Origin of the sequence: Gemmata sp. SH-PL17, assembly GCF_001610855.1 — a bacterium.
GTDB lineage: Bacteria > Planctomycetota > Planctomycetia > Gemmatales > Gemmataceae > Gemmata > Gemmata massiliana.
The window spans coordinates 1599155-1622310 of the sequence record NZ_CP011271.1; the positions used below are offsets into that span (position 1 = coordinate 1599155).

The following is a 23156-nucleotide window of genomic DNA, read 5'->3' on the forward strand; positions in this document are numbered from 1 at the left end:
CATGTCGTACTCTCCTCCCAGTTCCGACCGCGGATTGTTCGGGCTGTTGCTCGGCGACGGCCGACCGGCGCTGGCCGTTGTGGGATTGGCCCTCGCGGTGGCCGGTGGGTTCGCGGTGTTCGTCGCGGCGCGCGGGGAGTTCCTCCCGCACGACGTCGCGTTCCTCGGGATGACGCCCGGCGACCTTTGCGCGGTAAACGAGTGCCGCGTGGTTCACTTCATGGTTCACGATCGCGTCGCGTTCGGCGGTGCCCTCGTCGCGATCGGAACAATGTACCTGTGGCTCGCGGCCGGACCAATGGGGCACGGAGAGCGGTGGACGTGGGACGTACTCGCGGCGAGCGGCGCGATCGGGTTCGCCAGCTTCCTCGCGTACCTCGGTTACGGCTACCTCGATACTTGGCACGGGGCCGCAACCGTAACACTGGCTCCCCTGTTCCTCGCGGGGCTGGCCGCGGCCCGTCGGCACATCGCGTGGCGGTCCCACGAATCGCGTTGGTTCAAGCGTCCCGTATGGCTCACGTCGTGGCGCGACCGCGTGTGCGTGGGTCGAGTGCTGTTACTCGTTGTGGCGGCGGGAATGGTCGGCGGCGGGCTGACGATCATGGCCGTGGGTATGACGACCGTATTTGTACCAGAAGACGTGGCGTTCATCGGAATGGGCCGGGCCGAACTGCGCGCGATCAACCCGCGCTTGGTGCCTCTCATCGCGCACGATCGCGCGGGGTTCGGCGGCGCGGTGTGTTGCGGGGGTGTTCTTCTCGCGGGCGTGGTGTGGCGCGGTGAGTTGGACCGCGCCGGTCGGCAGGCGCTGGCCCTCGCCGGACTCGCGGGGTTCGGGAGTGCGATCCTCGTCCACCCCGCGATCGGCTACGACGATTTGTGGCACCTCGCACCCGCTCTCGGTGGTGCCGCGTTCTTCGCGGTCGGCGGGTGGCTCACGCAGGCCGCTCCGCTTCGTCTTGGGTGAGAACCGGTCCGGCGACTGGGGCACCATTCCCGTGAACGAACTGCTGCCGTAAGTGACGCGAGCCACCCGACACGCGGGTAGCTCGCACTCGGTTCGGCTGCATGTCCTTATTTCTTCCGCGGACGTGCCACCGGCGGAGCAGCGTTCCGATCCGGGTTCGGGTCGGCCTTATACTTCCCGCCCACCATAGACGTTATCAAGAGCATCTCCTTGCCCGTTTTCTCATTCGCCAGTGCTTCCATGAACAGCGGCGAGCCGAACGGCCCGGCCTTGATGTCTTTGATCGTAATCGCGTCGTCCTCGACCCGAACCCGGAACGCGAAAGGCAGATCGGTCGCGACCGCAGCCAACGGTGCGAACGCTCCCGCGGCCTCGCCCGTTCCGGTAACATCCGCTCCCGTGATTACCCCATATACAAGGCTCTCGCGATTAATGCTGTAGTCGGCGTCCGCGGTGACGGTAACGGTGAACTTCTCGATACTCACGGTCGCCTGGACGTGCAGTCGGTCTTCGGTGAACGTGAGCGTCGCACGGCCGTAGGGTTGAACTTCGCGGGTGTAGCTGCCGAGCGGCCGGCGCACCACGAGTTCCTTGCCCGGACCGGTCACGACAACGTTCGGTTGTTGCTCTTCGTCCGCCTTCGCCGGCGCTCCTTTGTCGGCCTTTTCCACCTTATCAGCGGTGACCGGTTTCTTGCCGTCACCCGGATTCGCTTCGGCAACGGCGACCGTCGAGCGGCCGAGGCCCAGCCCGAGTAGCACGGCCAAAAGGAGTCCGATCCCGATAGCCGCTTTGAGTTTGGTTCCGATCATCGCTCGCACCACTCCATTCGTGAGAGGGAAAACTCGTTCCGATACCAATCCGTCTTCCACCCGCGCGTCGGTAACCAGCGCTGTAGCGACCCGCGTGATTCGATCCGAAAACGATGCGGCCCCGGCCGACCCGAGTCGGTCCGCGAGAGCCACAACCAATCCACCAGCAAGGGTGACGCCCCGTCGGGCCAACCGGTCCCGGAGCCGCTTTCGCGCCCAGGCCAGTCGCGTCAAAAGCGTGCCCTTCGGCCACCCGAGTTGCCGCGCGGCCTCGGCGGTCGGCGTCTCGGTCGCGTAGCAAGTGAGCACCGCGACGCGATACCGTTCCGGTAACTTCCCGATCTCGTCGAGTACGGCCGCCAAATCGGGAGAATCGCCAGCAACTTGCGCCGCAGGCGTGAAATCGGGATCGACGCCGGCGGTCCGGTCGCTGCGGCGCAGGTTGTCGGCACGAAGCCGATTCGCCGTGCGCGACGCGACGCGACTGAGCCACCCGCCGAGCGCGGCGCGGTCGCGAACCGCCCCGGCCCGGCGAACGAGCACCAAGAACGTAGCCTGAGCCGCGTCGTCGGCGTCGTTCGGGTCGCGGAGCACCGATCGGCACACCGCCCGAACCGCCGGCGCGTGCCGCGCGACGAGGTCGGCGAACGCACTCTGGTCGCGTGCGTCCAGAAACCGGCCGAGCAGTTCGGCGTCGGTGGGCGCGTCGGTCCGTGACCGCGGAGCGGTGAGCCGACTGGCGACGGTGTGAATTCGAGTCGGGTTCATGGCCGCTCCCTGGCCTTTCACAAGACAGGTGTCTGAAAAGCTGGGGATGATTTTCCGATTTTGCAGATTAGGAAGCCACAGAAATGCGAGCGTTCCGAGCGTCTATTCCCGTGCCCAGTTTCAGAAGTGCTGCACTACGCCTTCACGATCATCTTCTATTGAACCACCCCACACCCACGCTTCAAACTTGAACGTTCCACTCACTTTACGGCGAGTGGAACGCGGTTCACACTACGAAAGAAACCAACGATTCCGCAAATCAATCCTCGCCGCCCGTCTCGAACTCGTCGAGCAGGTGCCCGAGCTTGTCTTTCTTCGTCTGCAAGTAGTCGCGGTTGTGGTCGCCCGGTTGCATCTGGATCGGCACGCGCTCCACGATCCGCAAACCGTAGCCCTCGAGCCCGATCACCTTGCGCGGGTTGTTCGTCAGGAGCTTGATGTCGCGGACCCCGAGGTCGTGCAGGATCTGCGCGCCGATGCCGAAGTGCCGCAGGTCCGGGGCGAAGCCGAGGCGCTTGTTCGCCTCCACCGTGTCCAGCCCCTCTTCCTGCTGGAGCTTGTACGCCTTCAGTTTGTTGAGCAGCCCAATCCCGCGGCCCTCCTGTCGCATGTACACGATCACCCCGCGCCCGGCTTCCGCCACCTGCTGCATCGCGTACTTCAACTGCGGACCGCAGTCGCACTTGGTGGAGTGCAGCACGTCGCCGGTCAAGCACTCGCTGTGCATGCGCACCAGAACCGATTCCTCTTGGACCGGGATGTTCGACGCGCCGGCCGCGTCCGCGGTCGGTAGGCCGATGCCTCCGAGCGCCAGCGCGAGGTGCGGTTCCTGGTCCACCATTGAGGTGTACGCGAACAGGTCGAACGTGCCGAACTCGGTAGGGAGTTTTAGCGCGATCTCGCGCTTGATGAGTTTCTCGCGGCGGCGCCGGTGCTCGATCAGGTCCGCGATCGTACACATCTTCAGTTCGTGCTTTTTGCAGAACTCGCGGAGGTCCGGTAGCCGCGCCATGCTGCCGTCGTCGTTCAGTACCTCGCAAATCACGGCGATCTCGCGCAGCCCCGCCAGCCGACACAAATCGACGCTCCCCTCCGTGTGCCCGGCGCGCACGAGCACCCCACCGGGACGCGCGATGAGGCCGTCCAAGTGTCCCTTGTCGCGGACGAGGTCTTGCGGGCCGGACGCGGGGTCGGCGCACACTTGCACGGTACGGGCGCGGTCGAAAGCGGAGATGCCGGTGGAGACGCCGAACCGGGCGTCGAAGTTGTGCGTGAACGGCGTGGCGGTGGGGTCGAGATTGACGCCGGGGAGCAGTTCGAGGCCCAGTCGCTCCGCGTGCGGGCGCGAGAACGAAACGCAGAGGCGCCCACAGGCGTACCGGATCATGAAGTTGATGGCCGCGGGCGTTACCGCTTCCGCGGCCATTACGAGGTCGCCCTCGTTCTCGCGGTGCTCGTCGTCTACGAGCACAATCATGCGGCCGGCACGGAGGTCGTCGAGGGCCGCGTCAATGCTGCAAAATCCTTCGGCGGTTCGGGGCATAGCGGTCTCCGGGCGAGATAGCGTCACCACTATTGTAACGGCCACCCGGAGCGAATGCGCTACCCGCCGTGCATCCCGGGTCCGCCGCCCATACCGGGCGGCGGGCCGCCGCCACCGGGACCGCCCTGACCAGTTTGGTGCATGCTCACGGGGTTCAGGTCCGACTCGATCCGCACCACGCGCCACTGGAGGTTCACCCACTGGGTCAGTTCTTGGGGCGGGCTGCTGGTCGGTTTCTCTCCCCCGACCGCCGAAGCTTTACGCGCCTTGAGTTCGGCGAGCAGCCCCGGGTCTTTGCACGCGACCACGACCTTCCCGCGCGCGGTTTCCGCCCTGCCGGTGGTGTTTTGAATGGGGATTTCGATCGGCAAGAAAACTTCAACAGCGGTATCCGTGATTTTGAGGATAACGTCCTTGTCGGGCACGCCACCGTTCGGGTCTTTCAGGCGCCGACCGGCCTCAAATATGCCCTGTTCTTTCCACGACGCGAGGAACTTCTCCTTCTGCCCCGAACTCGGCTCGCCCCCGCCGGGCAACTTGAAGACGCTGTCCGCCATGTGCCGGGTGTACCCGCCCTGACCGGCGGCGGCCACACCGAGCGGGACGAAGGACGTGAGAAGGACCGTCCCGTTCCGCGAACCGGCCACCGCTTCGCTCGGAACGCCGCCCTCGGCGATGAAGCCCTGGTACGCGAACGGTTGTGTGAACGGACCGGAGTTGATGTACTCGATGAAGCCCTTACCGAACGAACCCCCGTTGATCTCCAGCAGCACCAGCATCCACCCGTAGGCCGTGCGCTCGACCTTGTCTTGTTGGATGAACCCGGACCCCGGCTGAAACGCGACGGCCCACTGGCGGCCCCCTCCGCCCTCGCTCGCGGTGACCCCCTCGACGCCTCTAAGTTTCACCAGGACCGGGAACGTACCCTCCGGGCACGTAACCGTTCCCGCGAACGCGCAGTCGATCGCGCCCGGTTTGTACGACCAGTCCGCGACCCCGACCGAGGTGAACTTAAATTCGCCCTCGGCCTTGTTGCGCTGTGCAAGGCGCACCAAATCGGAGTTACGGAACGTGAGAAATTCGTCCCGGAACCGCATCTCGATCAGGCTCGTGTCGCTCCGCGAAACGCCCTGGCGTTGCTGGGGCAAGAGCGTCGTGTAGAAGGCTCCCCCGACCTTATCGTCGCGCACCTGCCCGATCCACTCTTCGACCTTGTTCGCGGCGTCCCGGCGCACCGAGTAATCGATCGCGAACAGGTACGCAACGTATCCCAGTCCGAGCACCAAGGAGGCCCACCACGCCGCGTTCGCCAGCCCCTCGCCAGTGCGCGTGCCCTCAGAGTTGCGAATGATGCGACGGGCCGCGAAGCTCAATACTACCGCAATAACGGGCAGTACCAGCAACTCCTGCATGAGCAGGGGCTTCTTACTGATGAACGCAAAGATCCCCAGCATGAGGAGCGTAATCGCGAACACGCCCGCGGTCACGGCCGCTGCGACCGCGGTCCACGAAATGGGGACGTAGGGGGTCGCGTCCGCGGTGGACGGGAGCGCGGGTGATTGAGTCGGTTCGGCCATGACTGCACGGACCCCGGACCGGAAAATAGGACTTCTGCCTTTGTAGTCTCCAGCGGTACTACGGGACAGGCGGCCCTCCGGTTCGGTCGGGAAAGACGGCGGATCAAGGGGCCGGAATCAAAAAGGCCTACGGGCCGGCTCCTGATCTCGAACTCGTGGTCCGCTTTTGTATCATTTTGTGGCCCAACCCCTGGGGCGCGCACGGATTGGTCTTGGGTATGTTGCGGCGTGTGGGTATGTGTACGGTTCCGGAAACGGGGAGCCGTGTACGGCCCGTCTGGTCGAGCGGTTGGCCGAGTTGCCGGACCTGCGGAGCCGTCACGGTGGCCGGTACCCGCTGTGGGGTTGTTGACCCTGTCCCTGGGGGCGGTGATGGGCGGGCACACCACGCCCGAGGCCATCTCTCATTCACGGTCCGGCGATGAGCGCCTGGTTTACGGGTGCCCTGTAGCAGTCGGCGATGAGGGATCGAATCCGGGATCGAAGAAGCACAGACACGCAACATGTTTTCGCAGTCCCAAATACCGGCGACGAGACGGTGGCCCTTGACCCGCGTGCGACAGAGGGTCGGGACCATTGGGAACCGGGCACCGTCTTGCGAAAGCCGGACTACACCGGCCGGGGTCCCTTTTTCTAGGTCGGCAAACGTGACTGGATGAGCTTGTTTACCAGGGCCTTCAGGTACCCATCGGGATCGCGTCGGAACCGTCTCCGCTCGACCCGGCGCTGTGGGCCGACCGCAACCCGTCGCGCAGGATCACCTCCAACCGCGTCAGCTCCGGCGGCGTGCCCCCGTGCCCTTCGCGCGGTTCCGGCTGAGTGCGATTGCGCTCAGCCGGGCGTGGAGATTCAGCCCCGGCGCCTCCAGGGGCGGGCGCCCGTCGGTTACGGCGCCGCGCACGGCCGAGCCGTGCCCGCGCACCACCTCGGCCTCCGGGTCCGCTCGCCCCTCGATCTGGCGCACCCCGTACCCTCTTCTTAAGCCCTACTTCGGTGTGCCGATCGGCCTCTCAGATGGGCCTGGCGGCTTCGCGCAGGTCGTGGAACGGCCACAACGGGTGGGGAGAACTGGGAAGGGCCTTGGCCACCGCCTTGCGGACCGAGTACTGGCCGTCGGAGGTCACCCCGGCGACCGGGCCTTGAGCGCGAGTGGGCCGAACTCGGCGGCGGGGCGGTCGCCGTAGAGTTCGCAGACGTGTCGGGAGACGAGTTCGTTGGTGGTAGTGTCGTCGGCGCGGCGGTAGTGAGTTTCGGCAAGGTGATGAACGCGAGGAGCACTTCGTTGACGGTCGCGCCGTCGGGGTTAGTGCGCGCGTGCTCCTCGCGTTCGAGGAGCGGTCGGGCGAGCGCGGACCGGGACTCGGGTGAATCGAACGGTCCGGGCGGGAGTTTTTGCTGCCGGGTGCCGGTGGAATCGGTCCAGACGGCTCTCGCGCCCGGATTGTTTGTGGAGGAGATAGGATGGGGTGGGTTTGCGTCGGGCGACCGGCTGCGGATTCCTCGCTGTGAAGTGTGGAATCGTTCCACACTTCACAGCGAGGAATCCGCAGCCGGAGAACTCCGGTGTAAGCGTAAGACGCTTCGGCTAAATGGTTTCGGTCACAATCGGTCTAGTGCTGCGTCAGGCTAACGAATTAGGGTATCGGTGGTCCTGTGTTTTCGTGAAGATGGTTGAACCCCTGGAGGTTCGGCCATGCCGAAGAAGTATATCGTGCGGCTCACGGATGCCGAGCGAGCGGCGCTCGCGGACGTGGTCAAGAAGCTCAAGGGCTCGTCGCAGAAGGTACGTCGCGCGCAGATCTTGCTGAAGGCCGACGCCGACGGCCCGGCTTGGACCGACGTGAAGATCGCCGAGGCCGTGGGGTGCCGCACCAAGACCGTCGAGAACATCCGCGCGCGGCTCGTGACGTGCGGATTTGAAGTCACCCTCAACGGGAAGTGTCGCGCGCACGCGCCGCGCGCGGATGTTCTCGACGGGGAGCAAGAAGCTCCGGTGATCGCGCTACGGTTGGGGTCTCCACCCAAGGGATTCGCCAACTGGAGTCTGCGACTGTTGGCGGAGAAGGTCGTGGAACTGGAGATCGTGGAGGCGATCAGCCACGAGACGATCCGCCAGACCCTCAAAAAAAGCGGACTGACGAGGCGGAAGATCGAGTACTGGGTGATCCCTCCGAAGGCCAATGGCGAGTTCGTGGGCCACATGGAGGTGGTGCTGGACACCTATGCGGCGCCCTACGATTGCCGGTACCCGGTGCTGAACATGGACGAGCAACCGATCCAGTTGCTCCGGGAGACACGGGGGCCGATTCCGGCCACGAAGGATCACCCGCGCCGGATCGATTACGAGTACGAGCGGGCGGGTACGGCGAGCCTCTTTATGTTCTGCGAGCCGTTGGCCGGGTGGCGCCAGGTGCGGGTACGGGAGCACCGGACCAAGGTCGATTGGGCGGTGGAGATGGCGGACCTGTTGCGCGGCCGGTACGCGCGGGCCGAGAAGGTGATCCTCGTGTGCGACAACCTGAACACGCACACGATCGGGGCGTTCTACGAAGCGTTCGATCCAGTAACGGCGCGGTCGCTGGTGCGCCGGCTCGAGTTCCGACACACACCCAAGCACGGCAGTTGGTTAAACATTGCGGAGAACGAGTTGAGCGCGATGACCCGGCAGTGCGTGCAGGGCCGTCGGTTCGCGACGATCGAGGAGTTGAGAGCGGAGACGGCCGCATGGTCGGAATACACCAACGACAAACAACGCGGCGTCGATTGGCAGTTCCGCATCGACGACGCGCGGACCAAACTGAAATCGCTCTACCCTAAAATCAAAACCTGACACTGCACTAGGGTGACTGACGGGATTTGAACCCGCGACTTCCAGATCCACAAGCCGAAAAGTTGAAGCTGCTTCGCGTCTCGAAAGCCTTGAAACATAGGCATTATTACATCTCATCGGCACTTTGCAAGTCCCGCTATTCGTTGCGAAAAACTACGGGGAATTGCGGGCCGCACGGGAGCAATTGCGGGAATTGCGGGAGCAGTGTTCCGGCGGCCGTGGAGTGATTCCGCGCCTTGTGCCCCCTCGGTCCCGGCTACGTTGATCCCGTTCTCGTGGTCGATTTAGCTCGCTGCTTTGCAACAGAACGATTGTTGTGTCACCCAACACCTAATGCAATTGACTAGGGGACCACGACTTCGTTCTGAACGGTGATGTGTTCCGGTAGAATCACTTCGGCCCGAGTCACAAAGCCGTGAACAGAGAACGGATCACAGAGCAACTCATCAAGTCCGGCGGTGTCGATCTGCAAGATCGTATAAGCACCAGATGGTATACGCCCTGTGTTTTTTGGAAGGAGCAAAAAGCGCTCGGTCGCGTGTTCGCGTGACTCGAATAGGTGAATCCAGCGGTGTGTCTCTGGAAAGTTGGTGGTGTTCACTTTCGTCGCCCAACCGGGCTGTAGACCCGAAGCCAGAATACTCGTGATGTGCGTGGTTGGTGTTGCGTGGAACATCGCAACGGGTTTCGGTTGCGGCGGCATGTCGAAGACAACAAGGTGTTGCTGTTGGAACTGTTCCTCGTTGCGTTCAAAAGTTAGAGTCCGCACATGACCGAACGCTTGAAGGACGTGCAGTCGATCTTCCTGTTCTTGCGACAACGTGTTCTCACCAAACCAACGCATCGAAAAGGCGAATGGTGGAATGAAAGCTTGCGGTGTGTGACGCCAGCCCCAGAACCTCGCCGAATGCTCTACCGGCCAGCTCTCGTTGGTGATGGACATAAACACGCGGTCCATGAGTGCGCGGTACTGCGGGTGCATCATTGCGGCGAGTATCGGGTCGGAACTGTTTTCCATTTCGTTTTTGTCCCCCCGGAATGTTTCGAGGAGCTTCTTCGTGGGTCAATCGGCAGAGGAGTGAAGATCGGTAATGTAGCCGTGCCAGCCTTCCAAGTAATCGAACAGCGCGTTGGCGACGTGGCGCAGGTTGGCAACGTCGATGACTTGCGGCATGTCCTTGAATCGTTCTCGGTTCCAGCGTAGCGTTCGTGCGTCCCGGTCGTATCTGAGTTTGCCCATCTCCGTCAACCGCGTGAAGCTGGTCGATGAGTTCAGCCGCAACCGCCACTCTTTTGTCGCCCGCTTCAACGCTGGTGATGAGTTTCAGAGCGTAGCACCACAGCGGCGGGAGCCTGTGCTTGGTCAGTACGGCATCCCGGCTCAACTCCCCAGCTTTGTAGTCTTTGCCGAGAATGACCGCGAGGTCGTCATCGTCGTAAACGCCCATCGCGAGACCGAGCCTGACCAAATCTTTCAGAACGGTCTCAACGCTGTGCCGATAAAGCGTGAGGACCGGAAAGACGAGACTGTCGTTGTTAAAGGTCTGGCCTAGATACTGGTCGATGAGCATTTCGGCAGCGGTCTTGAAAGCATTAGCGTGGCCGGGGAATATCGGGTAAGAAACCTGAGCGTATTCAACGTGGAAGTAGCGGCGACCGTTTTCCGGTGCCACGAACAACGACATTCCCGGTTCCAAGCTCATGATTCGCTCTCGTAAGTCGTAAAGTCAGCCCCAAAAGAGACTCCCGCCTTGCTCAGAGGTTCGCCGACGAATAGCTCGCTCAGTCGTCAGGCGAAGGCGCAGAAAAAGCGCCAGCAAACCCGTTGGCGCGGCTTGCCGGGGCTTCGCGTTTCGGTCTTTACGCCGCTGTCCCCTGTTCCGTGAAGTACGTCAACCGGTTGTTGTTGATGTGAACTTCGCACCGCGTACCGTTGCCACGGAAGCCAACGAGCATTCCCGATCCCGGTTTCGTGAAGAGGTGATACCGGAACCGGGTAAACTGATCGCGGCGCAGCCCATCGAACCACTGCGAGACGTTCGCCAGTACCGCTTTTACTGCCTCTTGCGTTGAGGTGAACTGAGGTTGAATGGCGAACAGGATCATTCGCATTGGGTAAGCCCGGTTGTGTTTGGGGATTTAAATTCCGCCATTTAGGGCATTGTCCCGGTGGATTGCAAGTACCGCAATGCTGGAATTTGACATTTTGTACACTGCAATTGCCGCGAACGAAGAAGTCCCAGCGTTTAGTGTTTGAGGTTGGGAACGTTTTTCACGCTATCCGAGTCTTCGGAATCGGCAATCAATCTCGTTCTGACAGCTATTGAGCGGTTCCGCGCCTCGCAGTCCGCTTGTGCCGCGAGTACGCTGTCCCGCGTTCCCGCGGTCGGTTTAGCTCGTCGCTCTGCAACAGGCTGATGTTGCGTCAGCCGAGCACATTCCGCCACATCTCGCGCGGGGACCGCTGTTCCAGCACCGCTCTCGCCCGGTCCGACTCGGGCCGCGAGTGTGCCCGGAACAACCTCGCCGATCGCGGTTCCCACTCGCGGCCCGAGTCGGACCGGGCGGCGTTGCCGTGAGCGTTCCGCGTCCCAGGTCGGGAAGTAGACACCACGGGAACGGAGCGAGCCGGGGCTCATCTCCCTGGCCCGTCTCGTTTAGCTTCCGTTACGATTTCGCGAGTAGTAAGAGGAACTCATCTACCACATCCGCCGGGGAATGACGGCACCGGTTCGCGTCGAAGTGCTGAACGCACACAAGCCCGTAATGCTGGAACAGGCGCGAGCGGTCGTGATCCTTCGCGGTTGAAATCGCTCCCGAGTGCCACGGTTCCCCCGACACTTCCAAGATGCCCCACTTCCCTTTGTGACAGACGAGGAAATCCGGCTCTCGTTTCTCGAACGCTTCCGGTGAGTGCCTTCCCAAGATGGCGGCTGCGTTGGGGAAAAACAGAACGTCTCGGCTCTTAAAGACATCGTAGATTGCGATTTCCGAACGGGATCGAAACCGTAGTTCGTCGTGAGCAATAGTGGACTCGACTTTGAACGAAGCGTTGTTCAGTCCGCTTTCCGTGGCAGGGACGAGTGTCGGTATCACTTTGAACCACACGCGCGCCTTTACGTTGCTGTCTTCGTGCATCTTCTGAAAAGCGTAGTTGATCAGTTCAGAGAACCGCTCTTCTTCACTCGACTTAAACCTTTCCATCGGCACCCAGAAGCGGAGCGGGTAAACTGTATGGGTGATTGTCACATCGTCGTTGTCGGGTTCGGTTGTGGCGGACAGAGCATCCATCCGGCCTGCCTTCAAGCCAAGAAAGAAGCCTTCAATACGGGGGTTCCGCAGCGTGCGCTCAAGGCACTCCAAGATGCAATGACGAACAAATGCCGGGTCCGAATCGTGTCGGATCATAGGGGAATCTCCGAGCGGTGTGAGCACTGCGGAGAGTGTACCCAGAACCGACCACGCGAGGAAGTCAGCCGACCTTAACGCCCTGACACGCGAACAGCACTGCCCTGAGAGGAAGAAGACGAGAAAACCACCCCCGAACCCCGACCCATCCCGTACAACTTGTACGGATTCGCCCCGCGAGCCTACTCCTTCCCCTGCACGAGGTCCACTACCCAGCACCCGCGCACGTGCGGCCCCGGACCGCGGCAGTGATCAAGCACGTCGGCGCTGTCGCACCCGGCGTCCTGGAGCGCGTCGGCCAGGATCAGCATCGCGCCGAAGTCGCGCGACTCGTACATCTGGGATGCGAGCGCGACCGCGGTGGAGGTGCTCCACGAAGGAGAGAAGGTGACGGGACGGAATGGGTAGCCGAAGATGTCGCGGAGCAACGCAAGAGCTTTGGGGAAGCGGAAGTGCTGTGCTACCCGGTCGTAGGGTTGGGTGCCGGCGTCTCGAAGTGACCACAGGGCGCCGCCGGCCGCGGCAAATGCGGAGGTGCGAGTGACCCAGAAGCGGGCGTTATGCGGCCCTCCCTTGCCCGTCCGTGCCCCTCGGAGTTCTTCCGAATCGGCCAGCGCGTCTGCGAACCGCTCCGCCGCTTCAATGGCCGAGCGGGTCGATTCGTCTTCCGTACAGTCCGGCAGTCGCCGGTAGCAGCCACAGGAGAACAGCCGTAACCTGCGGTCGCGGTTGTTGCCGTCATTCAGGAACGCCAATAACCGCGTTGGATCTTCGCACACGAGCCATTCCGCTTCGGTCATCGGTCGCTCCCTGGAACCGCTCCCAGCATGACCGATCCGGCGCCCGGTGCCAAGTTGCGAATCGATCAATGACGGTCAGAATGTACATCCGCGGCGGCTTCCGTTCTTGCTTCGGACCGGACCCCCGCGGCTCGTTCTGGAGATCCGAGCGCGGCTCGGTGGGAACGTAACTCCCGGGCAGATCGCGGCCGAAATCCGGGCCAGTGGCTTACCCGAAGTGTCCGACGAAGATGTGCGCCAAGTCTGGGACGAAGGGCACCTGCCCGTCCAATGACACCCACGTGTTTCGTTTTCGGGCGTGCTATTGCTCAGGCCGATCTAACGCGGAATGGGGAATCGTTCCCGGTACGGCGCCAGGGCACACGTCCGGAGTGTGTGATTCGGTCGCTCCGCCACTACAGGCTTTTCATTTCCAAAACGGTTGCGGCGTCGTAAGGGAACCCGTCCTCGGGTACGTCATCAAGGCTCTCGGCATTGCACTCCACGCACGCGGGCGCGTACCCGAATGTGGAGTTGGGCTCGGGCCACCAGATGCGTCCGCTGAAGCACTGTGGACACGGGGATGGGTTTACTGGGGGCTTGGGCGGACGCGGCATCACGGCACTCGGGCGGTGGAGGGATGAAACCGGCTCAGCAACATAGTTGCGTTCGGTGACCGTTGGTGGACATCGGCGCCTCTGTTGAAGGCACGCCCGCGCCGATGTGGACGCAACCACGTCTGTCCCCCACATGATTCCGACCGAAATTGTTGCGTCCCGCACGCTGGTCTGTTCCAATTAATCCCATGAACACGCTCATCTTTTGCGCCCTTCTCGGCGCCCAGCCGACCACGCCCGTCATCAAGTTCGATACCCTCACACCCGACCAAGCCGCGCGCTTCGCGGACCACAACGTGACGATCCGGTTCACGGTCGGGGACGCGCCCGCGTACACGTGGCCCGTCAACGGCCAGTTGCGCACGATCTGCGGCCCCGTGATGCGCGACGGTGACGACCAAGAGCGCACTGTGTCGCTGATCGGGGACCGGACGAGGAAGACGCGAGAGGGGAAGACGCACACGGTGCGCGGGATGCTACGGGTCGTCCACCACGAGGCCGTGACCATCAACGGCGTCCGGGTCGAAGCGTGGGCCGACATCCGGTTCGAGGAGCGGTAGGGAAGCTCGGCGGGATTGCTCCTGCGCCTCAACTTATACCCCTGAAACCCGCCCTCGCAAGCACTGAGCGGGGGCCGCGGGCATCTACCCACCAACTAAAAAACGCGGGCGGCGGTAGAGACCCAGCGCGGCCAGTCCGCACACTGCCAGCACCCAACTCGAAGGTTCGGGGGCAATGGTCGTCGCCACCAACTCCACGCGGAGACCCGTCGGAGTTTTCCCGTTGCCGTTGTCGCTGTTGTTAACCACGAAGTCGAGTGTGTTTGTGCCGTTCACGAAGTAGTCGCTGGGCAAGACGAACGATTGGAACGCCTTGAATGTGTAGTCGCCCGGCGCGCGGTAGGAGATCCCCGTCGAGTGGCCGTTGATGACGATGTCCTTGCCGTAGTTGTCGGCCGTCCAAATCCCGGTGATGCGGATACCGGTGGGGTCACCACCCACGATCTGAAACGATGTTCGGTAGACGTAGTCCCCGATGGAGTTTCCGACGCTCTGGTTCGATATTGGGGCGATCCACTTGGAGAGCGTTCCGCTCGCCAGCCAGCCGTCGGTGACGAAGGGGAATTTGGTAGTATCCGCCACGACCGCAGATTGAGGGACACTGATGGAGCCGTCCGCACTGCGGATCAGGGTGTAGTGGGGGTCCGAGGTGCGATCATTGGCGAGGTTCCCGTTGGTGTCGATGCCGGTGTTATAGAGGCCCGTGACGAAACCCGCGTGCGCTGAACTGGCGCCGAACAAAGCAATTGCAACCACAAAAAACAGACGCGACATGCTCTCCCCTTGCTCGAAATCGACGCCCCGGTACCCGCGCATGTGGTTCCGGGCAGCGACAGACATTCAGGATAGCTAAGGCACGCCGCGCGTCACTGTGGCCCGTTTCCGCCAGTTTACTGCGCCCTTCATGCACTCGCGCCCCGCATGATATCCCAATTGTGGATGCTGATGCCGAGCACCGGCATCCTGCCGGGCTGCTCGTCCTCGTGCGCCACGAACGCGATGCCCATTGGGGCGCCGGGGGCTGACTCCCAATCGGGATAGTACATCTCGTCGCCGCTATCGAAGAACAGCGGGAACTGCGATAGTACCTGCTGAAGCGGGCAGCCGATCCCGACCCGACCGAACGCCCGGCCGCGATACCACTCGAACGCCCAGATGCAGAACAAGTCACCGGCCGCGTTGAAGTCGAAGCGAACCACGTCCGCGCCGAAGAAAATGGCGGTATTCCCGGACCCCAACGGCAATGCGTCCCGAACAACCAATACTCCGGTGTTTTGATTGATCGCATCCACCAAGTGAAAAACCGGCCGGTATTCGACCTGTGTGGCGCCACGCAGCAACTCGCCGCACTCCGCAAGTTGAGCCCCGATCCGCCAACCGGCGGCGGAGATTCCCGGCACCAAGTCCGCATCCAAATCAACCATTGGCATGTGGAGTCCCCGCAATTACTGATTGCCGGCTCCGCTACATCGCCCGCCGTATGCGGCCGGACGCGGAACCGCTCAACTTCGGTTAGAACGTCACAAAGGAGCGCGGGGATGGTTGTGGATCGGGGTAGCGGCTCGATGCTCAAACACGTATTGAGCGGTTCGCCGTTTTTGGCCGCTTGAACACGAAGCGGATTATCCCGATCTCGCCGGGGGCGTGGTAAGCGGCCACCAGTTCTCAACCGGCCCCGGCACGATCGATCGCGGTTATAGTGCCGATCTCCGGGGAATGAGACAGCGGGAAGAAGCGGTTTCGCAAGAGGGTTGCACACGTGGCGACTGCAGAAGTGTTTCACACCCCCGCGCGATGCCAACGCGACGGGGAAGCATTGGGGCTAACGCTGTCGCTACATTTGAAACCGACGCGAAAAGAGGCGGATTTGCCCTCAGCACAAGAATGGGCTTTTCAGGCGACTCCGTCAGTGTGAACGGCTCGGATCTGGAGCGCTCCGAAGCTTCACGACCTTCCGAATCACGCGCCCATCGAATTCAATGAAGCGATGCGGGAGTTCGCTGAGGTGGCCCTTCAACACCGGCATCTTCTCGCTGGTGAAGAACACTACCTGCTGGTTGAACCGACCGGCGGTGGACGCCCTCTTGAGAAGCTCGGAGAAACTGATGTCCCGGGTGCTCTGCTGCCTCGGCTCATCAAACAGTAGGAACCCAGGGTGGTTCGTCTCGGAAAATCGGGCAACCTCTAGCATCCCGTGCAGGTAGGACCAGATGGTGCGAATCAGGTCACTGGCCGAGATACTGGTCTGCAGATCAAGGTCCGACCCGTCGTACTCCGGGCGATAGTTGTCCGGAGACACCGAAGTCTGAGCAACGGGAATGCTCTTGAAGCCGTACTGCGTCAACTGTTCCCTGAACACCTTCGACCACGCATCGATTTTACTCCGGTCCTCTGCCGTCGTGTCACCCACCGGTAGGGCCGAAAGCTCGGCCTGGTTCTTTTGCCACCGAGAGGCGAGTTGCTCGAACTCATCCAGACGCTTGGTGAACGATTCGACCAGTTCGTTGTCTCGCCGGATCGCCATCTCCAATTGAAACCGCTCGCGGATTGCCGCAACCGATGGCATCCGGCCATCCATGACGAGTGTCTGCCGCAGAGCCCGGATTCGTTCGCGGAGATCGTTCGCCTCCAACTGGCGTGCTTCGAGTTGATGTTGTCGCGTCTCGGTGACCCGCTCCGCGTTACTCAAAACGAGCTGGAACGTTTTCCTCTGATCTTTGAGAAACTCGATGTTCTCCTTTACTGACATGACCGCCTGGTCTTCGGGAAGTGGAACCAAAATATCCCTGATTGGCTGATGGCAAACGGGGCAACTTCCGTCCGTGACTGAGGGAAGGTGTGTGGAACCCAGGGACCGGAGCGTTTCGACGTCCTGATTTCTCTGTAGGTCTTCCTCGATCGCCCGGATTCGCCGCCGCAGCGATTCCAGTTCCGCCTGCTCCATTGCACTGGCTTCGAGCAGTCGAGACAGGAAGGCCTCTCGCGTTCTGAGCGTTCGCTCGGCATCAGCAAGGTCTTGTGCCGCAGACGATGCGATTTCTTGCACCTTGGGGATCTCTTCGGAGACGAGTTGCGTGAGTTTGCCCTGACGTGCGACGGTCCTCTCGGTCAGCGGAACCCACCTCTCCCCTTCGGAAACCATAAGGCTCGGGGGCACCTCTGGCGGCCAAACCGCGGTGGGGCGGCCGGGAAGGTTCTGAACTTCGGCCGAGTCACGAGAAGCAAGTTCCTGAATCTGACGCCGCAGTCCCGACCATTCTGTTTCTAGAACGGTACGCTCGAAGTGGAGTTCTTGACGGCGGAGAGCGATCTTGCGTGCGTCGAGGTTCAGGAGGAACTCGACGGCCCGCTTGCCCGGTTCACGCACCCTCAGGTGGGTTGGGACCGGAGGCTGAATCGTAGACCAGCCGCGGGTCTGTTCCACGATGAAGTAAGGGAATAGGTACTGCAGGTAGAGGGGAATCTCAGTACCGTCGTAGTTGGGCACCTGCGGGAGGTTCCAGCCGAGGAAGCCCGCCAAGAAGTGGTGGAAGCCACGCTCTCGAGACGCCCCACCAGGGCGGTTCACGAAGTAGTCCGTCGCTGGGTACGTCCCGGTCGGTGAGGTGAGGGCGGGTCCGGAATGGACAGTAATGAGGTGTTTGTCCCGAGAGCCTTTCAGGGTTCGCTGGGCAACGATCCGTTCGCCTTTCCCGTTCTCGATCTCGAGGTAGACCTCTGACTCCGTCACCGTGACCTCTCGGTCCCCCTCTCCTTGAAGTCGCGTCAGGACCGCGGGGGTGAGTGGCAGTTCGGACTGGTTGGTGGTCAGCATCGCCTCCAGGCCAAGTGCGACCAGGATGGACTTCACGCAGGTCGACTTCCCCATCGAGTTGTCGGCCCAGACAACGACCAGGCCGTCGGGGAAATCGATCGTCGTCCCGTAGGGACCGCCAGAGGTCTGGAGGCGGAGTTTGAGCTGTCGAAGTCGCATCACCGCACCTCACCCGAAGAAGCCATCGACGAGTGTTTCCGTCACCCGCTTTCTGAGGCGACCCATGAAGACACGTTCGGGGCGATAGAGGTTGGGATCTTTCTCGATGGCTACTGCGAGTTCGTGTCCCTTCTTCGTGAGTTCGATCTGGTCGCCCGCGTTCCGGTGGAGCAGCCCTTCACCAAGGGCGAGATCAACGGCTCGGTTCAGTGACGGCTCGATGCGGACGAGGACGGTATCGAGGGGCGCCTGCCCATTCACCGCCTCCTCCAAAGCTTTGCGGTTTTCCTGGTTCCTTACCCCCCAGTTCAGGACGTGCAGTTGTCGGAACCGAGCCCTGCTTTGGCGGCAGCAAGTTTTCAGCAAGAGTACGATGAGCCCGACGCGCCAAACAGGTCGAAGGTCGCCGGGAAGGTCGATCGGGCGCTGCTGGAAAATGAAGGGAGCGGCGAGTTCGGGGATCTCGAAGTTGTCGGCGATCATTGCCAAGCTGTCCATGACCGGTCACCTCGGAAAATCCAGGGGACAACGAAGGAGCCAATCGCTCACGGCCTCCCGTGTGAGTGATTCGGCCGATGCCGCCGATAACTCTTTCGCCGTGGAGCGGAGGTCGTCCTTCAGTTCTCGGAGGGTACAATTTAGAAGTTCGGCTGCCGTTCCCTCGTGTGTCAGGGACGCCACTGTGAGTCCCTTCTCCCGGTGAGCCTTCGCCGCGATGACCTTCTCGTGAGTTTGTGGGTAGTTCCGGAGGTACGCGAGGAGTTCCTGCCCCTCTAGGTACCAGCGGAGAATGTTCTCTCGGAAAACGTTGCGGGCGTCAGGCGTTTTGAGAGTATTCAGTCGTCGGAGCTTGTCATCCAGTTTACGGACCATCTCGTCGTTACCATCCGACCAATTCTGAATCTGGTTCGGAGTAGCGTCGGTGCAACTCAACTTTAGAGATTCGTCTCGGGCGTGAAGCAGGATGTCGCGTTCGGCCCGGAACTGATCTTCGTCGCAGATGACGACCTGGAACCCTTGCTCAACGTAAGCGAGATTCTCCCCGACCACCTCAGTCGTCTTCTTTGCAGCGTGGGAGACCAGATCCTTGCTGTCGAAGAACGGGACGAAGAGAACCCAGCGAGTAACTCTCAGCGTGCCGAAGATGGGTGTCAGTTTGGCCTTGTTGTTGATGAACTTCCCGATGTCCTCCGTCAGCTTGTCGCGTTGAGCTTCGTAACGAGCCTTCGAGCCGATGGGCTCCTGGCAGCCGTAGCATTGGTAAGCGTGACCGCAGCGGCTGAACCCTTCGATCCCAGCATCCCCTTTCTGATTGTCCGGAACTTTCTGGTATTCGGTAGGTCCGTAGCGTTGCGTGAGGAGTTGGGTCGCCCACTCCTGCCACTCGTCGCCGGAAAGCCGCGTGACTTGGACCGTCATGGGCCTTGCTCCACCCCGGACGTCAGTAGTACCGATTTGCCTCGGCAAGAACAGCCAAACAAACGGTCTTTCGACCAGTCGAAGTTACGTTTCGGTCTTGCCTAGCAGCCAGATCAGGATCGATACACTACCTCCTTGCAATGTCGACACGGCACGCGAGAAAATTGAGCCCCATTTCGTATTTTGCTGATCGGTGGGTTGAGTGCTCGGAAGTCTGGGCAGGTTTGATCCGACCCTGATCAGAGTTCGCCGCGGAAAGCCCGGTCGAGGACCGCGGGTAGCATGGCGTCGAGTTGAGCCATACTCGTCTTTCTCAGCTTACGGGTCAGTTTGAGGGAAGGCCCGTTATCCTTTTTGCTTGAATTTCCAGGATTTTCAGTGACAAGCACCGCTGAAAACGGCGTGTTTTGGGGCATCAAAAATCGCAAAGTGCTAGGATTTTCGGCATTTTAAATGCGCGTTGACCCTGGCGTACCGCGCCTGTGGCAAGCTGCGCCGCGTTTACATGAGGTTTCGTCATACCCCGCTCCCGCTCGCACATGACACAGTACGGCGCCGGGGCAACCTCTTTGTTTGTAAGGGCAACTCGTGACTTCCTCCCGCACAGAATCAACGACGGCGTGCCACTGTTTCTACGGCAGCGGGCTCGCGGTTCTTTCTGGTGTGGTGGAACTATCAGACGTCATGATGTCCGGGGCGCCGCGCCGGTTACTCTGCACCCGGCGCCCTCTTAAGTGCGTCGAGCGTCACGCTCAGGGCTGTGGCGAGTTTCACCGCGGTTGTGAAGCTCGGTTCGTACAGCCCGCGCTCGTAGCGGCTGATATCGGTGGCCGTCAAACCGATCGCGGCCGCTAGTGCGGCTTGGCTCAGTTCCGCAGTTAAGCGCAGATCACGAAGTTTCACGCTGTCGAACGCGCTCGGCGCTTGCCGCGGTTTCTGTTTGGGCTCTTTCTGTTTGGGAGGTGCCGGCTTCTTCTTTCCCATCTCGGTTCACGCCAACGCCGTAGAGATTCCAGCGCAACCAGCTTGACCACTGTAGACATATACGTCTATAGTGAGCCAACCCGGTCAACTTCGGCCGGGACAAAAAAAGAGCCGTCGCGCAGAGGCAGCTTGCGACCTACTCTGCGCGACGGCCGGCCCCTTTCGGAGTTGTAAGTGACAGTATCCGAAACAGCGTGCTCGTGCAACCACAGTGAGGGTGGGTTCACCAATCAAGATCTCGCCAACCTCGCGTCGATCGCGCGGGGCGGGCCGATGGACCCGCACCGCTTCAATGTGCGGGCGGCAGAAGACTTCTTCGCGGAACACGGCGACTTGTCACCGGCTGAGGCAGTGGTCGAACTATTGCTGCAAATTCGCACCGTTTGAGTCGCGTAACCGCTTCGCAACGCCTCAATCAACGTCACAATGACGGAAATTGAGGCGTATTCATTTCGATTTTGCGATACATTGTGTCGCAAATTGTATCGCAAAATCGCCTGTTTCTTTGGCCCGATCGCGCTGATATCGTGCTCCGTTGCGGTCGATCGCGCAAGAAGTCGCGGGCCGAAACGGAGGATTTACAGTGTTTAGAATCAACGTTCTCGCGCTTATAATGGGTACCCTTTTCCTCGTTGCGGGATACCCGAACATGAGCGTTGCTGCAGATCTCGAAAAGCTCACCCTCGAAGTCGTTGACTCGAAGACCGGGAAGGTGCTTCGCACCGTCGAGAACGTCGAGGCTACGCGAGCCGAGAACGGGACCGGGTTTGTCGTGAAAAACAACACACTGCGGACCGAGAAGCCGGAGGTGGGTTGGCGCCTCATCGACGCCAACAAGGTAACGTGGACGATCAGCAAAGCTACGCGCGGCGGGCAAGGTGAGCGGTGGGTGCTTACGTGCGAGAAAAAGAAGCCTTAGCTCACCTTAAATAAGTCGTTCAAGTCGATGCTGTTGTAGATCGACACCCCGTCGTCGAGCACATCGGCGGGCTGAACGCCGCTGCCCGGCTTGCCCACGAAATAGTAGCCACTGTTCGTGGCATCGGTTGGGTCCATGAAGTAAACCCAATTGTGGCCCGACGGCTTGAACGTGAACTCGAACGTAATGTCCCATTCGTAGCTGTCGCCAAGTGGCGCACGGCGACGAATGGGCTTGAAGCCGGAAAACAGCACACAGCCTTGAGGCAACCCGAACATTTCGGCGCTGTTGATCTTCCCTAAGAACGGGTCGTCCCCTTCATCAGTTCCGAACACGCGCCCCCAAAGCGCGCTTTCGGGTTCAAAAACTGAATCGGGTAATCGCCACCACGTCACCGACATCACGGCACCGGGAACGATTTTTCCGACGTTCGAGGGGATCGACTGGCCGTTTGGGGCTGCGGCCCCGCTCCGCTGCCACACAAACGCGGAGCCGGGAAGACTGAGGTATTCGCCCGAAACTTCAAAACTATCTCGGCTCACGTAACGGATCGTTTCATCGCCGTCCGCAGTGGCAACTTCCACGTCTGTTGCTTGTGTGAACGGCATTGATTCGTACTGGAAACTTAGCTCCGCGTCCTGGAACTGGTTCACCTGCGTTGCGCTGAACTCGTACCCCTCATCGGGATCGATCGGCACCGCGTTATCGACCCAGCGGTGCCCGCGGATCGACGTGCATTTCGTGCAGATCAGCCCGGGGAAGTCCGGGTGAACCTGTGCGAGCAACCGCGACAGTTTCAGCGTTCCCGAATCATCCCACACGATCGCGTGTCCCAGCATCCACTTCACGACGTCGGCGCGCTTGTCCCATTTACAGAAAAACGTTCGCTCCGCGTGTGAACTGGACCCCTCGAACGCTTCGGTCGGGCTGCCCCCGTCCCGAACCCCGCGCTCCCGAATTTCCCACGTCGCGATTTCTTCCGCGTCCGGCGGTTCCAGTGCTGGCATCGTTCACCCTGTTCGCATTGAAGAACAAATTGGCGAAAGATTATATGTTTTGCGGCGTCGCGTTTGAAACGGGTGTTCCTGGCGATGGGTACTTGAAATGGCATAGCTCGCGTGCAGTGGGTCAAGTTACGCGAGCAAGCAACGGGAAATGAACTAAGCGGCCGGAGCCTTGTGACCACAGGATGTGGTGCCGATGAATCTATGTTGGATTGTCGGCGATAAAACGTGCGATAAATTTTACGGTGTCCTCGGCTTCACCCGCGGATACCACCGTACCGTTCCCATGCGCCGCATGATTTCTTAAGTCGCCAACAGCCTGAATTCGACGCCAGATGGGTTGCGCATAAGCCCTGTCTCGCAGGACGTCATTGTACTTTGCAATGCTTCCGCTTCCGGTCCACGTTAAATTTCTAGTGGTAGCCATCTGTCGCAGATGATTTTCGAGGACGCCGCCTGCAATTACCAGCGCGGCCACGTGGTAACTCGCTTTCAGTAATTCGTGAGCCTGTACCATGAAGTCGTCGTGGACGTTCGCTCGCAACCGCGCCTCAAGTGTGGTCAGATAACCACGGTCAACATCAGACCGGAGCGAGGTCAGTACGCCAGTTACAGTTGGAACGAACGACTTGTCGAATCCAGCAAGCGCAATTTGCTCGGCAACTTTTTTCGCAGGAATATTTTTAAAATATTGGCTCTCGGTTCCAGTGATACGCTCGATGGCCGCCAACGCCGACGTGACGAACGCGCGCAACTCTTCTTCAGATGCGGTGGACTCGTAGCTGGCCATTTCGCACAGTCGAAACGTGCGAGCAAGGTGCTTGCCGGTCTCGATTAGCGTATCTAATTGAGCGAGGACGTCAGTCTTTAAAGCCATATTGCGTGCTACTCCGCTTCGTTGAACTACCTTAACGGATCGATTACTGCGTGCCCTCTGAGTCTGTAATGGGTTTGTGTTGAGAGAATCTACTCGACCCGCGCTGTGAATGACAC

General features: G+C 61.0%; 25 protein-coding genes. 7 read left to right on the plus strand and 18 right to left on the minus strand.

Translation table 11 applies throughout. The features are described 5' to 3' along the window. Position 1: 1 nt before the first annotated feature. Positions 2-970, plus strand: coding sequence for a hypothetical protein (locus VT84_RS06625; RefSeq protein ID WP_239465716.1), 969 nt, complete (start codon positions 2-4; stop codon positions 968-970). Positions 971-1077: 107 nt separating this feature from the next. Here the strand turns inward: VT84_RS06625 and VT84_RS06630 are convergent, their stop codons facing one another. The 4 genes from VT84_RS06630 to VT84_RS42135 form a co-directional block, all read right to left on the minus strand. After that, a complete protein-coding gene (locus VT84_RS06630; RefSeq protein WP_082838963.1) occupies positions 1078-2550 on the minus strand; it encodes an RNA polymerase sigma factor in 1473 nt (490 codons plus the stop codon). Positions 2551-2809: 259 nt separating this feature from the next. Then, positions 2810-4093, minus strand: coding sequence for a GTP cyclohydrolase II (gene ribA / locus VT84_RS06635; protein WP_082838964.1), 1284 nt, complete (start codon positions 4091-4093; stop codon positions 2810-2812). A gap of 59 nt (positions 4094-4152) precedes the next feature. Beyond that, positions 4153-5670, minus strand: coding sequence for a DUF4190 domain-containing protein (locus VT84_RS06640; protein WP_052560759.1), 1518 nt, complete (start codon positions 5668-5670; stop codon positions 4153-4155). Between the two features lie 772 nt (positions 5671-6442). Next, entirely contained in the window at positions 6443-6634 is a 192-nt protein-coding gene (locus tag VT84_RS42135) for a hypothetical protein (protein ID WP_082838965.1), read from the minus strand. 729 nt (positions 6635-7363) lie between these two features. Here VT84_RS42135 and VT84_RS06650 point away from each other — a divergent pair. Continuing rightward, positions 7364-8500 (plus strand): IS630 family transposase, encoded by a 1137-nt coding sequence (locus VT84_RS06650; protein ID WP_082838966.1) that lies wholly within the window; start codon positions 7364-7366, stop codon positions 8498-8500. A 343-nt stretch (positions 8501-8843) separates the two neighbouring features. On the opposite strand, the gene VT84_RS06655 is transcribed toward VT84_RS06650, so the two are convergent. Both VT84_RS06655 and VT84_RS40000 read right to left on the minus strand, forming a co-directional pair. Continuing rightward, positions 8844-9518 carry a hypothetical protein gene (locus VT84_RS06655; RefSeq protein ID WP_082838967.1) on the minus strand — a complete coding sequence of 225 codons (675 nt, stop codon included), beginning with the start codon at positions 9516-9518 and terminating at the stop codon, positions 8844-8846. 45 nt (positions 9519-9563) lie between these two features. Next, entirely contained in the window at positions 9564-9740 is a 177-nt protein-coding gene (locus tag VT84_RS40000) for a hypothetical protein (protein ID WP_204249720.1), read from the minus strand. A gap of 13 nt (positions 9741-9753) precedes the next feature. Here VT84_RS40000 and VT84_RS06660 point away from each other — a divergent pair, with 13 nt between their 5' ends. Then, positions 9754-10053, plus strand: coding sequence for a hypothetical protein (locus VT84_RS06660; RefSeq protein WP_082838968.1), 300 nt, complete (start codon positions 9754-9756; stop codon positions 10051-10053). A 307-nt stretch (positions 10054-10360) separates the two neighbouring features. On the opposite strand, the gene VT84_RS06665 is transcribed toward VT84_RS06660, so the two are convergent. The 3 genes from VT84_RS06665 to VT84_RS40570 all read right to left on the minus strand — a co-directional run bounded on the left by VT84_RS06665 (position 10361) and on the right by VT84_RS40570 (position 12708). After that, entirely contained in the window at positions 10361-10612 is a 252-nt protein-coding gene (locus VT84_RS06665; protein WP_082838969.1) for a hypothetical protein, read from the minus strand. A 555-nt stretch (positions 10613-11167) separates the two neighbouring features. Further along, a complete protein-coding gene (locus VT84_RS06670; protein WP_157469258.1) occupies positions 11168-11908 on the minus strand; it encodes a hypothetical protein in 741 nt (246 codons plus the stop codon). A gap of 182 nt (positions 11909-12090) precedes the next feature. After that, complete coding sequence (locus VT84_RS40570) at positions 12091-12708, minus strand: hypothetical protein (protein ID WP_239465718.1); 618 nt, start codon at positions 12706-12708, stop codon at positions 12091-12093. 106 nt (positions 12709-12814) lie between these two features. Here VT84_RS40570 and VT84_RS38195 point away from each other — a divergent pair, with 106 nt between their 5' ends. After that, positions 12815-12982 (plus strand): hypothetical protein, encoded by a 168-nt coding sequence (locus VT84_RS38195; protein ID WP_157469260.1) that lies wholly within the window; start codon positions 12815-12817, stop codon positions 12980-12982. Between the two features lie 121 nt (positions 12983-13103). Here VT84_RS38195 and VT84_RS38200 read toward each other — a convergent pair whose 3' ends face one another. Further along, positions 13104-13304: a hypothetical protein gene (locus VT84_RS38200; protein ID WP_157469262.1), complete on the minus strand. Its 201-nt coding sequence runs from the start codon at positions 13302-13304 to the stop codon at positions 13104-13106. A 188-nt stretch (positions 13305-13492) separates the two neighbouring features. On the opposite strand from VT84_RS38200, the gene VT84_RS06680 reads away from it, so the two are divergent. Next, on the plus strand, positions 13493-13864 hold the full coding sequence (locus VT84_RS06680; RefSeq protein WP_082838971.1) for a hypothetical protein: 372 nt from the start codon (positions 13493-13495) through the stop codon (positions 13862-13864). Between the two features lie 84 nt (positions 13865-13948). Here VT84_RS06680 and VT84_RS06685 read toward each other — a convergent pair whose 3' ends face one another. The 6 genes from VT84_RS06685 to VT84_RS06710 all read right to left on the minus strand — a co-directional run bounded on the left by VT84_RS06685 (position 13949) and on the right by VT84_RS06710 (position 20240). Beyond that, entirely contained in the window at positions 13949-14638 is a 690-nt protein-coding gene (locus VT84_RS06685; protein WP_204249721.1) for a hypothetical protein, read from the minus strand. Positions 14639-14766: 128 nt separating this feature from the next. Next, positions 14767-15294 (minus strand): hypothetical protein, encoded by a 528-nt coding sequence (locus VT84_RS06690; protein WP_082838973.1) that lies wholly within the window; start codon positions 15292-15294, stop codon positions 14767-14769. A gap of 476 nt (positions 15295-15770) precedes the next feature. After that, entirely contained in the window at positions 15771-17837 is a 2067-nt protein-coding gene (locus VT84_RS06695) for a hypothetical protein (protein ID WP_157469266.1), read from the minus strand. Between the two features lie 9 nt (positions 17838-17846). Then, positions 17847-18320: a hypothetical protein gene (locus VT84_RS06700; RefSeq protein WP_157469268.1), complete on the minus strand. Its 474-nt coding sequence runs from the start codon at positions 18318-18320 to the stop codon at positions 17847-17849. A 21-nt stretch (positions 18321-18341) separates the two neighbouring features. Next, on the minus strand, positions 18342-19256 hold the full coding sequence (locus VT84_RS06705) for a hypothetical protein (protein WP_082838976.1): 915 nt from the start codon (positions 19254-19256) through the stop codon (positions 18342-18344). A 708-nt stretch (positions 19257-19964) separates the two neighbouring features. Then, a complete protein-coding gene (locus VT84_RS06710) occupies positions 19965-20240 on the minus strand; it encodes a helix-turn-helix transcriptional regulator (RefSeq protein WP_082838977.1) in 276 nt (91 codons plus the stop codon). Between the two features lie 174 nt (positions 20241-20414). On the opposite strand from VT84_RS06710, the gene VT84_RS06715 reads away from it, so the two are divergent. Further along, entirely contained in the window at positions 20415-20627 is a 213-nt protein-coding gene (locus VT84_RS06715; RefSeq protein WP_082838978.1) for a hypothetical protein, read from the plus strand. Positions 20628-20889: 262 nt separating this feature from the next. Then, positions 20890-21159 carry a hypothetical protein gene (locus VT84_RS06720; RefSeq protein ID WP_082838979.1) on the plus strand — a complete coding sequence of 90 codons (270 nt, stop codon included), beginning with the start codon at positions 20890-20892 and terminating at the stop codon, positions 21157-21159. On the opposite strand, the gene VT84_RS06725 is transcribed toward VT84_RS06720, so the two are convergent. Together VT84_RS06725 and VT84_RS06730 are read right to left on the minus strand one after the other, a co-directional pair. Next, positions 21156-22166, minus strand: coding sequence for a hypothetical protein (locus VT84_RS06725; protein ID WP_082838980.1), 1011 nt, complete (start codon positions 22164-22166; stop codon positions 21156-21158). The two genes, VT84_RS06720 and VT84_RS06725, sit on opposite strands and share 4 nt — an antisense overlap. A gap of 199 nt (positions 22167-22365) precedes the next feature. Then, positions 22366-23040 carry a hypothetical protein gene (locus VT84_RS06730; RefSeq protein WP_082838981.1) on the minus strand — a complete coding sequence of 225 codons (675 nt, stop codon included), beginning with the start codon at positions 23038-23040 and terminating at the stop codon, positions 22366-22368. Positions 23041-23156: the final 116 nt, after the last annotated feature.

Excerpts from the sequence above, each read along its gene's own strand:
- VT84_RS06625 (WP_239465716.1), top strand. The coding sequence starts at position 2 with ATGTCGTACTCTCCTCCCAGTTCCGACCGCGGATTGTTCGGGCTGTTG.
- VT84_RS06630 (WP_082838963.1), bottom strand. The coding sequence starts at position 2,550 with ATGAACCCGACTCGAATTCACACCGTCGCCAGTCGGCTCACCGCTCCG.
- ribA (WP_082838964.1), bottom strand. The coding sequence starts at position 4,093 with ATGCCCCGAACCGCCGAAGGATTTTGCAGCATTGACGCGGCCCTCGAC.
- VT84_RS06640 (WP_052560759.1), bottom strand. The coding sequence starts at position 5,670 with ATGGCCGAACCGACTCAATCACCCGCGCTCCCGTCCACCGCGGACGCG.
- VT84_RS06650 (WP_082838966.1), top strand. The coding sequence starts at position 7,364 with ATGCCGAAGAAGTATATCGTGCGGCTCACGGATGCCGAGCGAGCGGCG.
- VT84_RS06655 (WP_082838967.1), bottom strand. The coding sequence starts at position 9,518 with ATGGAAAACAGTTCCGACCCGATACTCGCCGCAATGATGCACCCGCAG.
- VT84_RS40000 (WP_204249720.1), bottom strand. The coding sequence starts at position 9,740 with ATGGGCAAACTCAGATACGACCGGGACGCACGAACGCTACGCTGGAAC.
- VT84_RS06665 (WP_082838969.1), bottom strand. The coding sequence starts at position 10,612 with ATGCGAATGATCCTGTTCGCCATTCAACCTCAGTTCACCTCAACGCAA.
- VT84_RS06670 (WP_157469258.1), bottom strand. The coding sequence starts at position 11,908 with ATGATCCGACACGATTCGGACCCGGCATTTGTTCGTCATTGCATCTTG.
- VT84_RS40570 (WP_239465718.1), bottom strand. The coding sequence starts at position 12,708 with ATGACCGAAGCGGAATGGCTCGTGTGCGAAGATCCAACGCGGTTATTG.
- VT84_RS38200 (WP_157469262.1), bottom strand. The coding sequence starts at position 13,304 with ATGCCGCGTCCGCCCAAGCCCCCAGTAAACCCATCCCCGTGTCCACAG.
- VT84_RS06680 (WP_082838971.1), top strand. The coding sequence starts at position 13,493 with ATGAACACGCTCATCTTTTGCGCCCTTCTCGGCGCCCAGCCGACCACG.
- VT84_RS06685 (WP_204249721.1), bottom strand. The coding sequence starts at position 14,638 with ATGTCGCGTCTGTTTTTTGTGGTTGCAATTGCTTTGTTCGGCGCCAGT.
- VT84_RS06690 (WP_082838973.1), bottom strand. The coding sequence starts at position 15,294 with ATGCCAATGGTTGATTTGGATGCGGACTTGGTGCCGGGAATCTCCGCC.
- VT84_RS06695 (WP_157469266.1), bottom strand. The coding sequence starts at position 17,837 with ATGCGACTTCGACAGCTCAAACTCCGCCTCCAGACCTCTGGCGGTCCC.
- VT84_RS06700 (WP_157469268.1), bottom strand. The coding sequence starts at position 18,320 with ATGATCGCCGACAACTTCGAGATCCCCGAACTCGCCGCTCCCTTCATT.
- VT84_RS06705 (WP_082838976.1), bottom strand. The coding sequence starts at position 19,256 with ATGACGGTCCAAGTCACGCGGCTTTCCGGCGACGAGTGGCAGGAGTGG.
- VT84_RS06710 (WP_082838977.1), bottom strand. The coding sequence starts at position 20,240 with ATGGGAAAGAAGAAGCCGGCACCTCCCAAACAGAAAGAGCCCAAACAG.
- VT84_RS06720 (WP_082838979.1), top strand. The coding sequence starts at position 20,890 with ATGAGCGTTGCTGCAGATCTCGAAAAGCTCACCCTCGAAGTCGTTGAC.
- VT84_RS06725 (WP_082838980.1), bottom strand. The coding sequence starts at position 22,166 with ATGCCAGCACTGGAACCGCCGGACGCGGAAGAAATCGCGACGTGGGAA.
- VT84_RS06730 (WP_082838981.1), bottom strand. The coding sequence starts at position 23,040 with ATGGCTTTAAAGACTGACGTCCTCGCTCAATTAGATACGCTAATCGAG.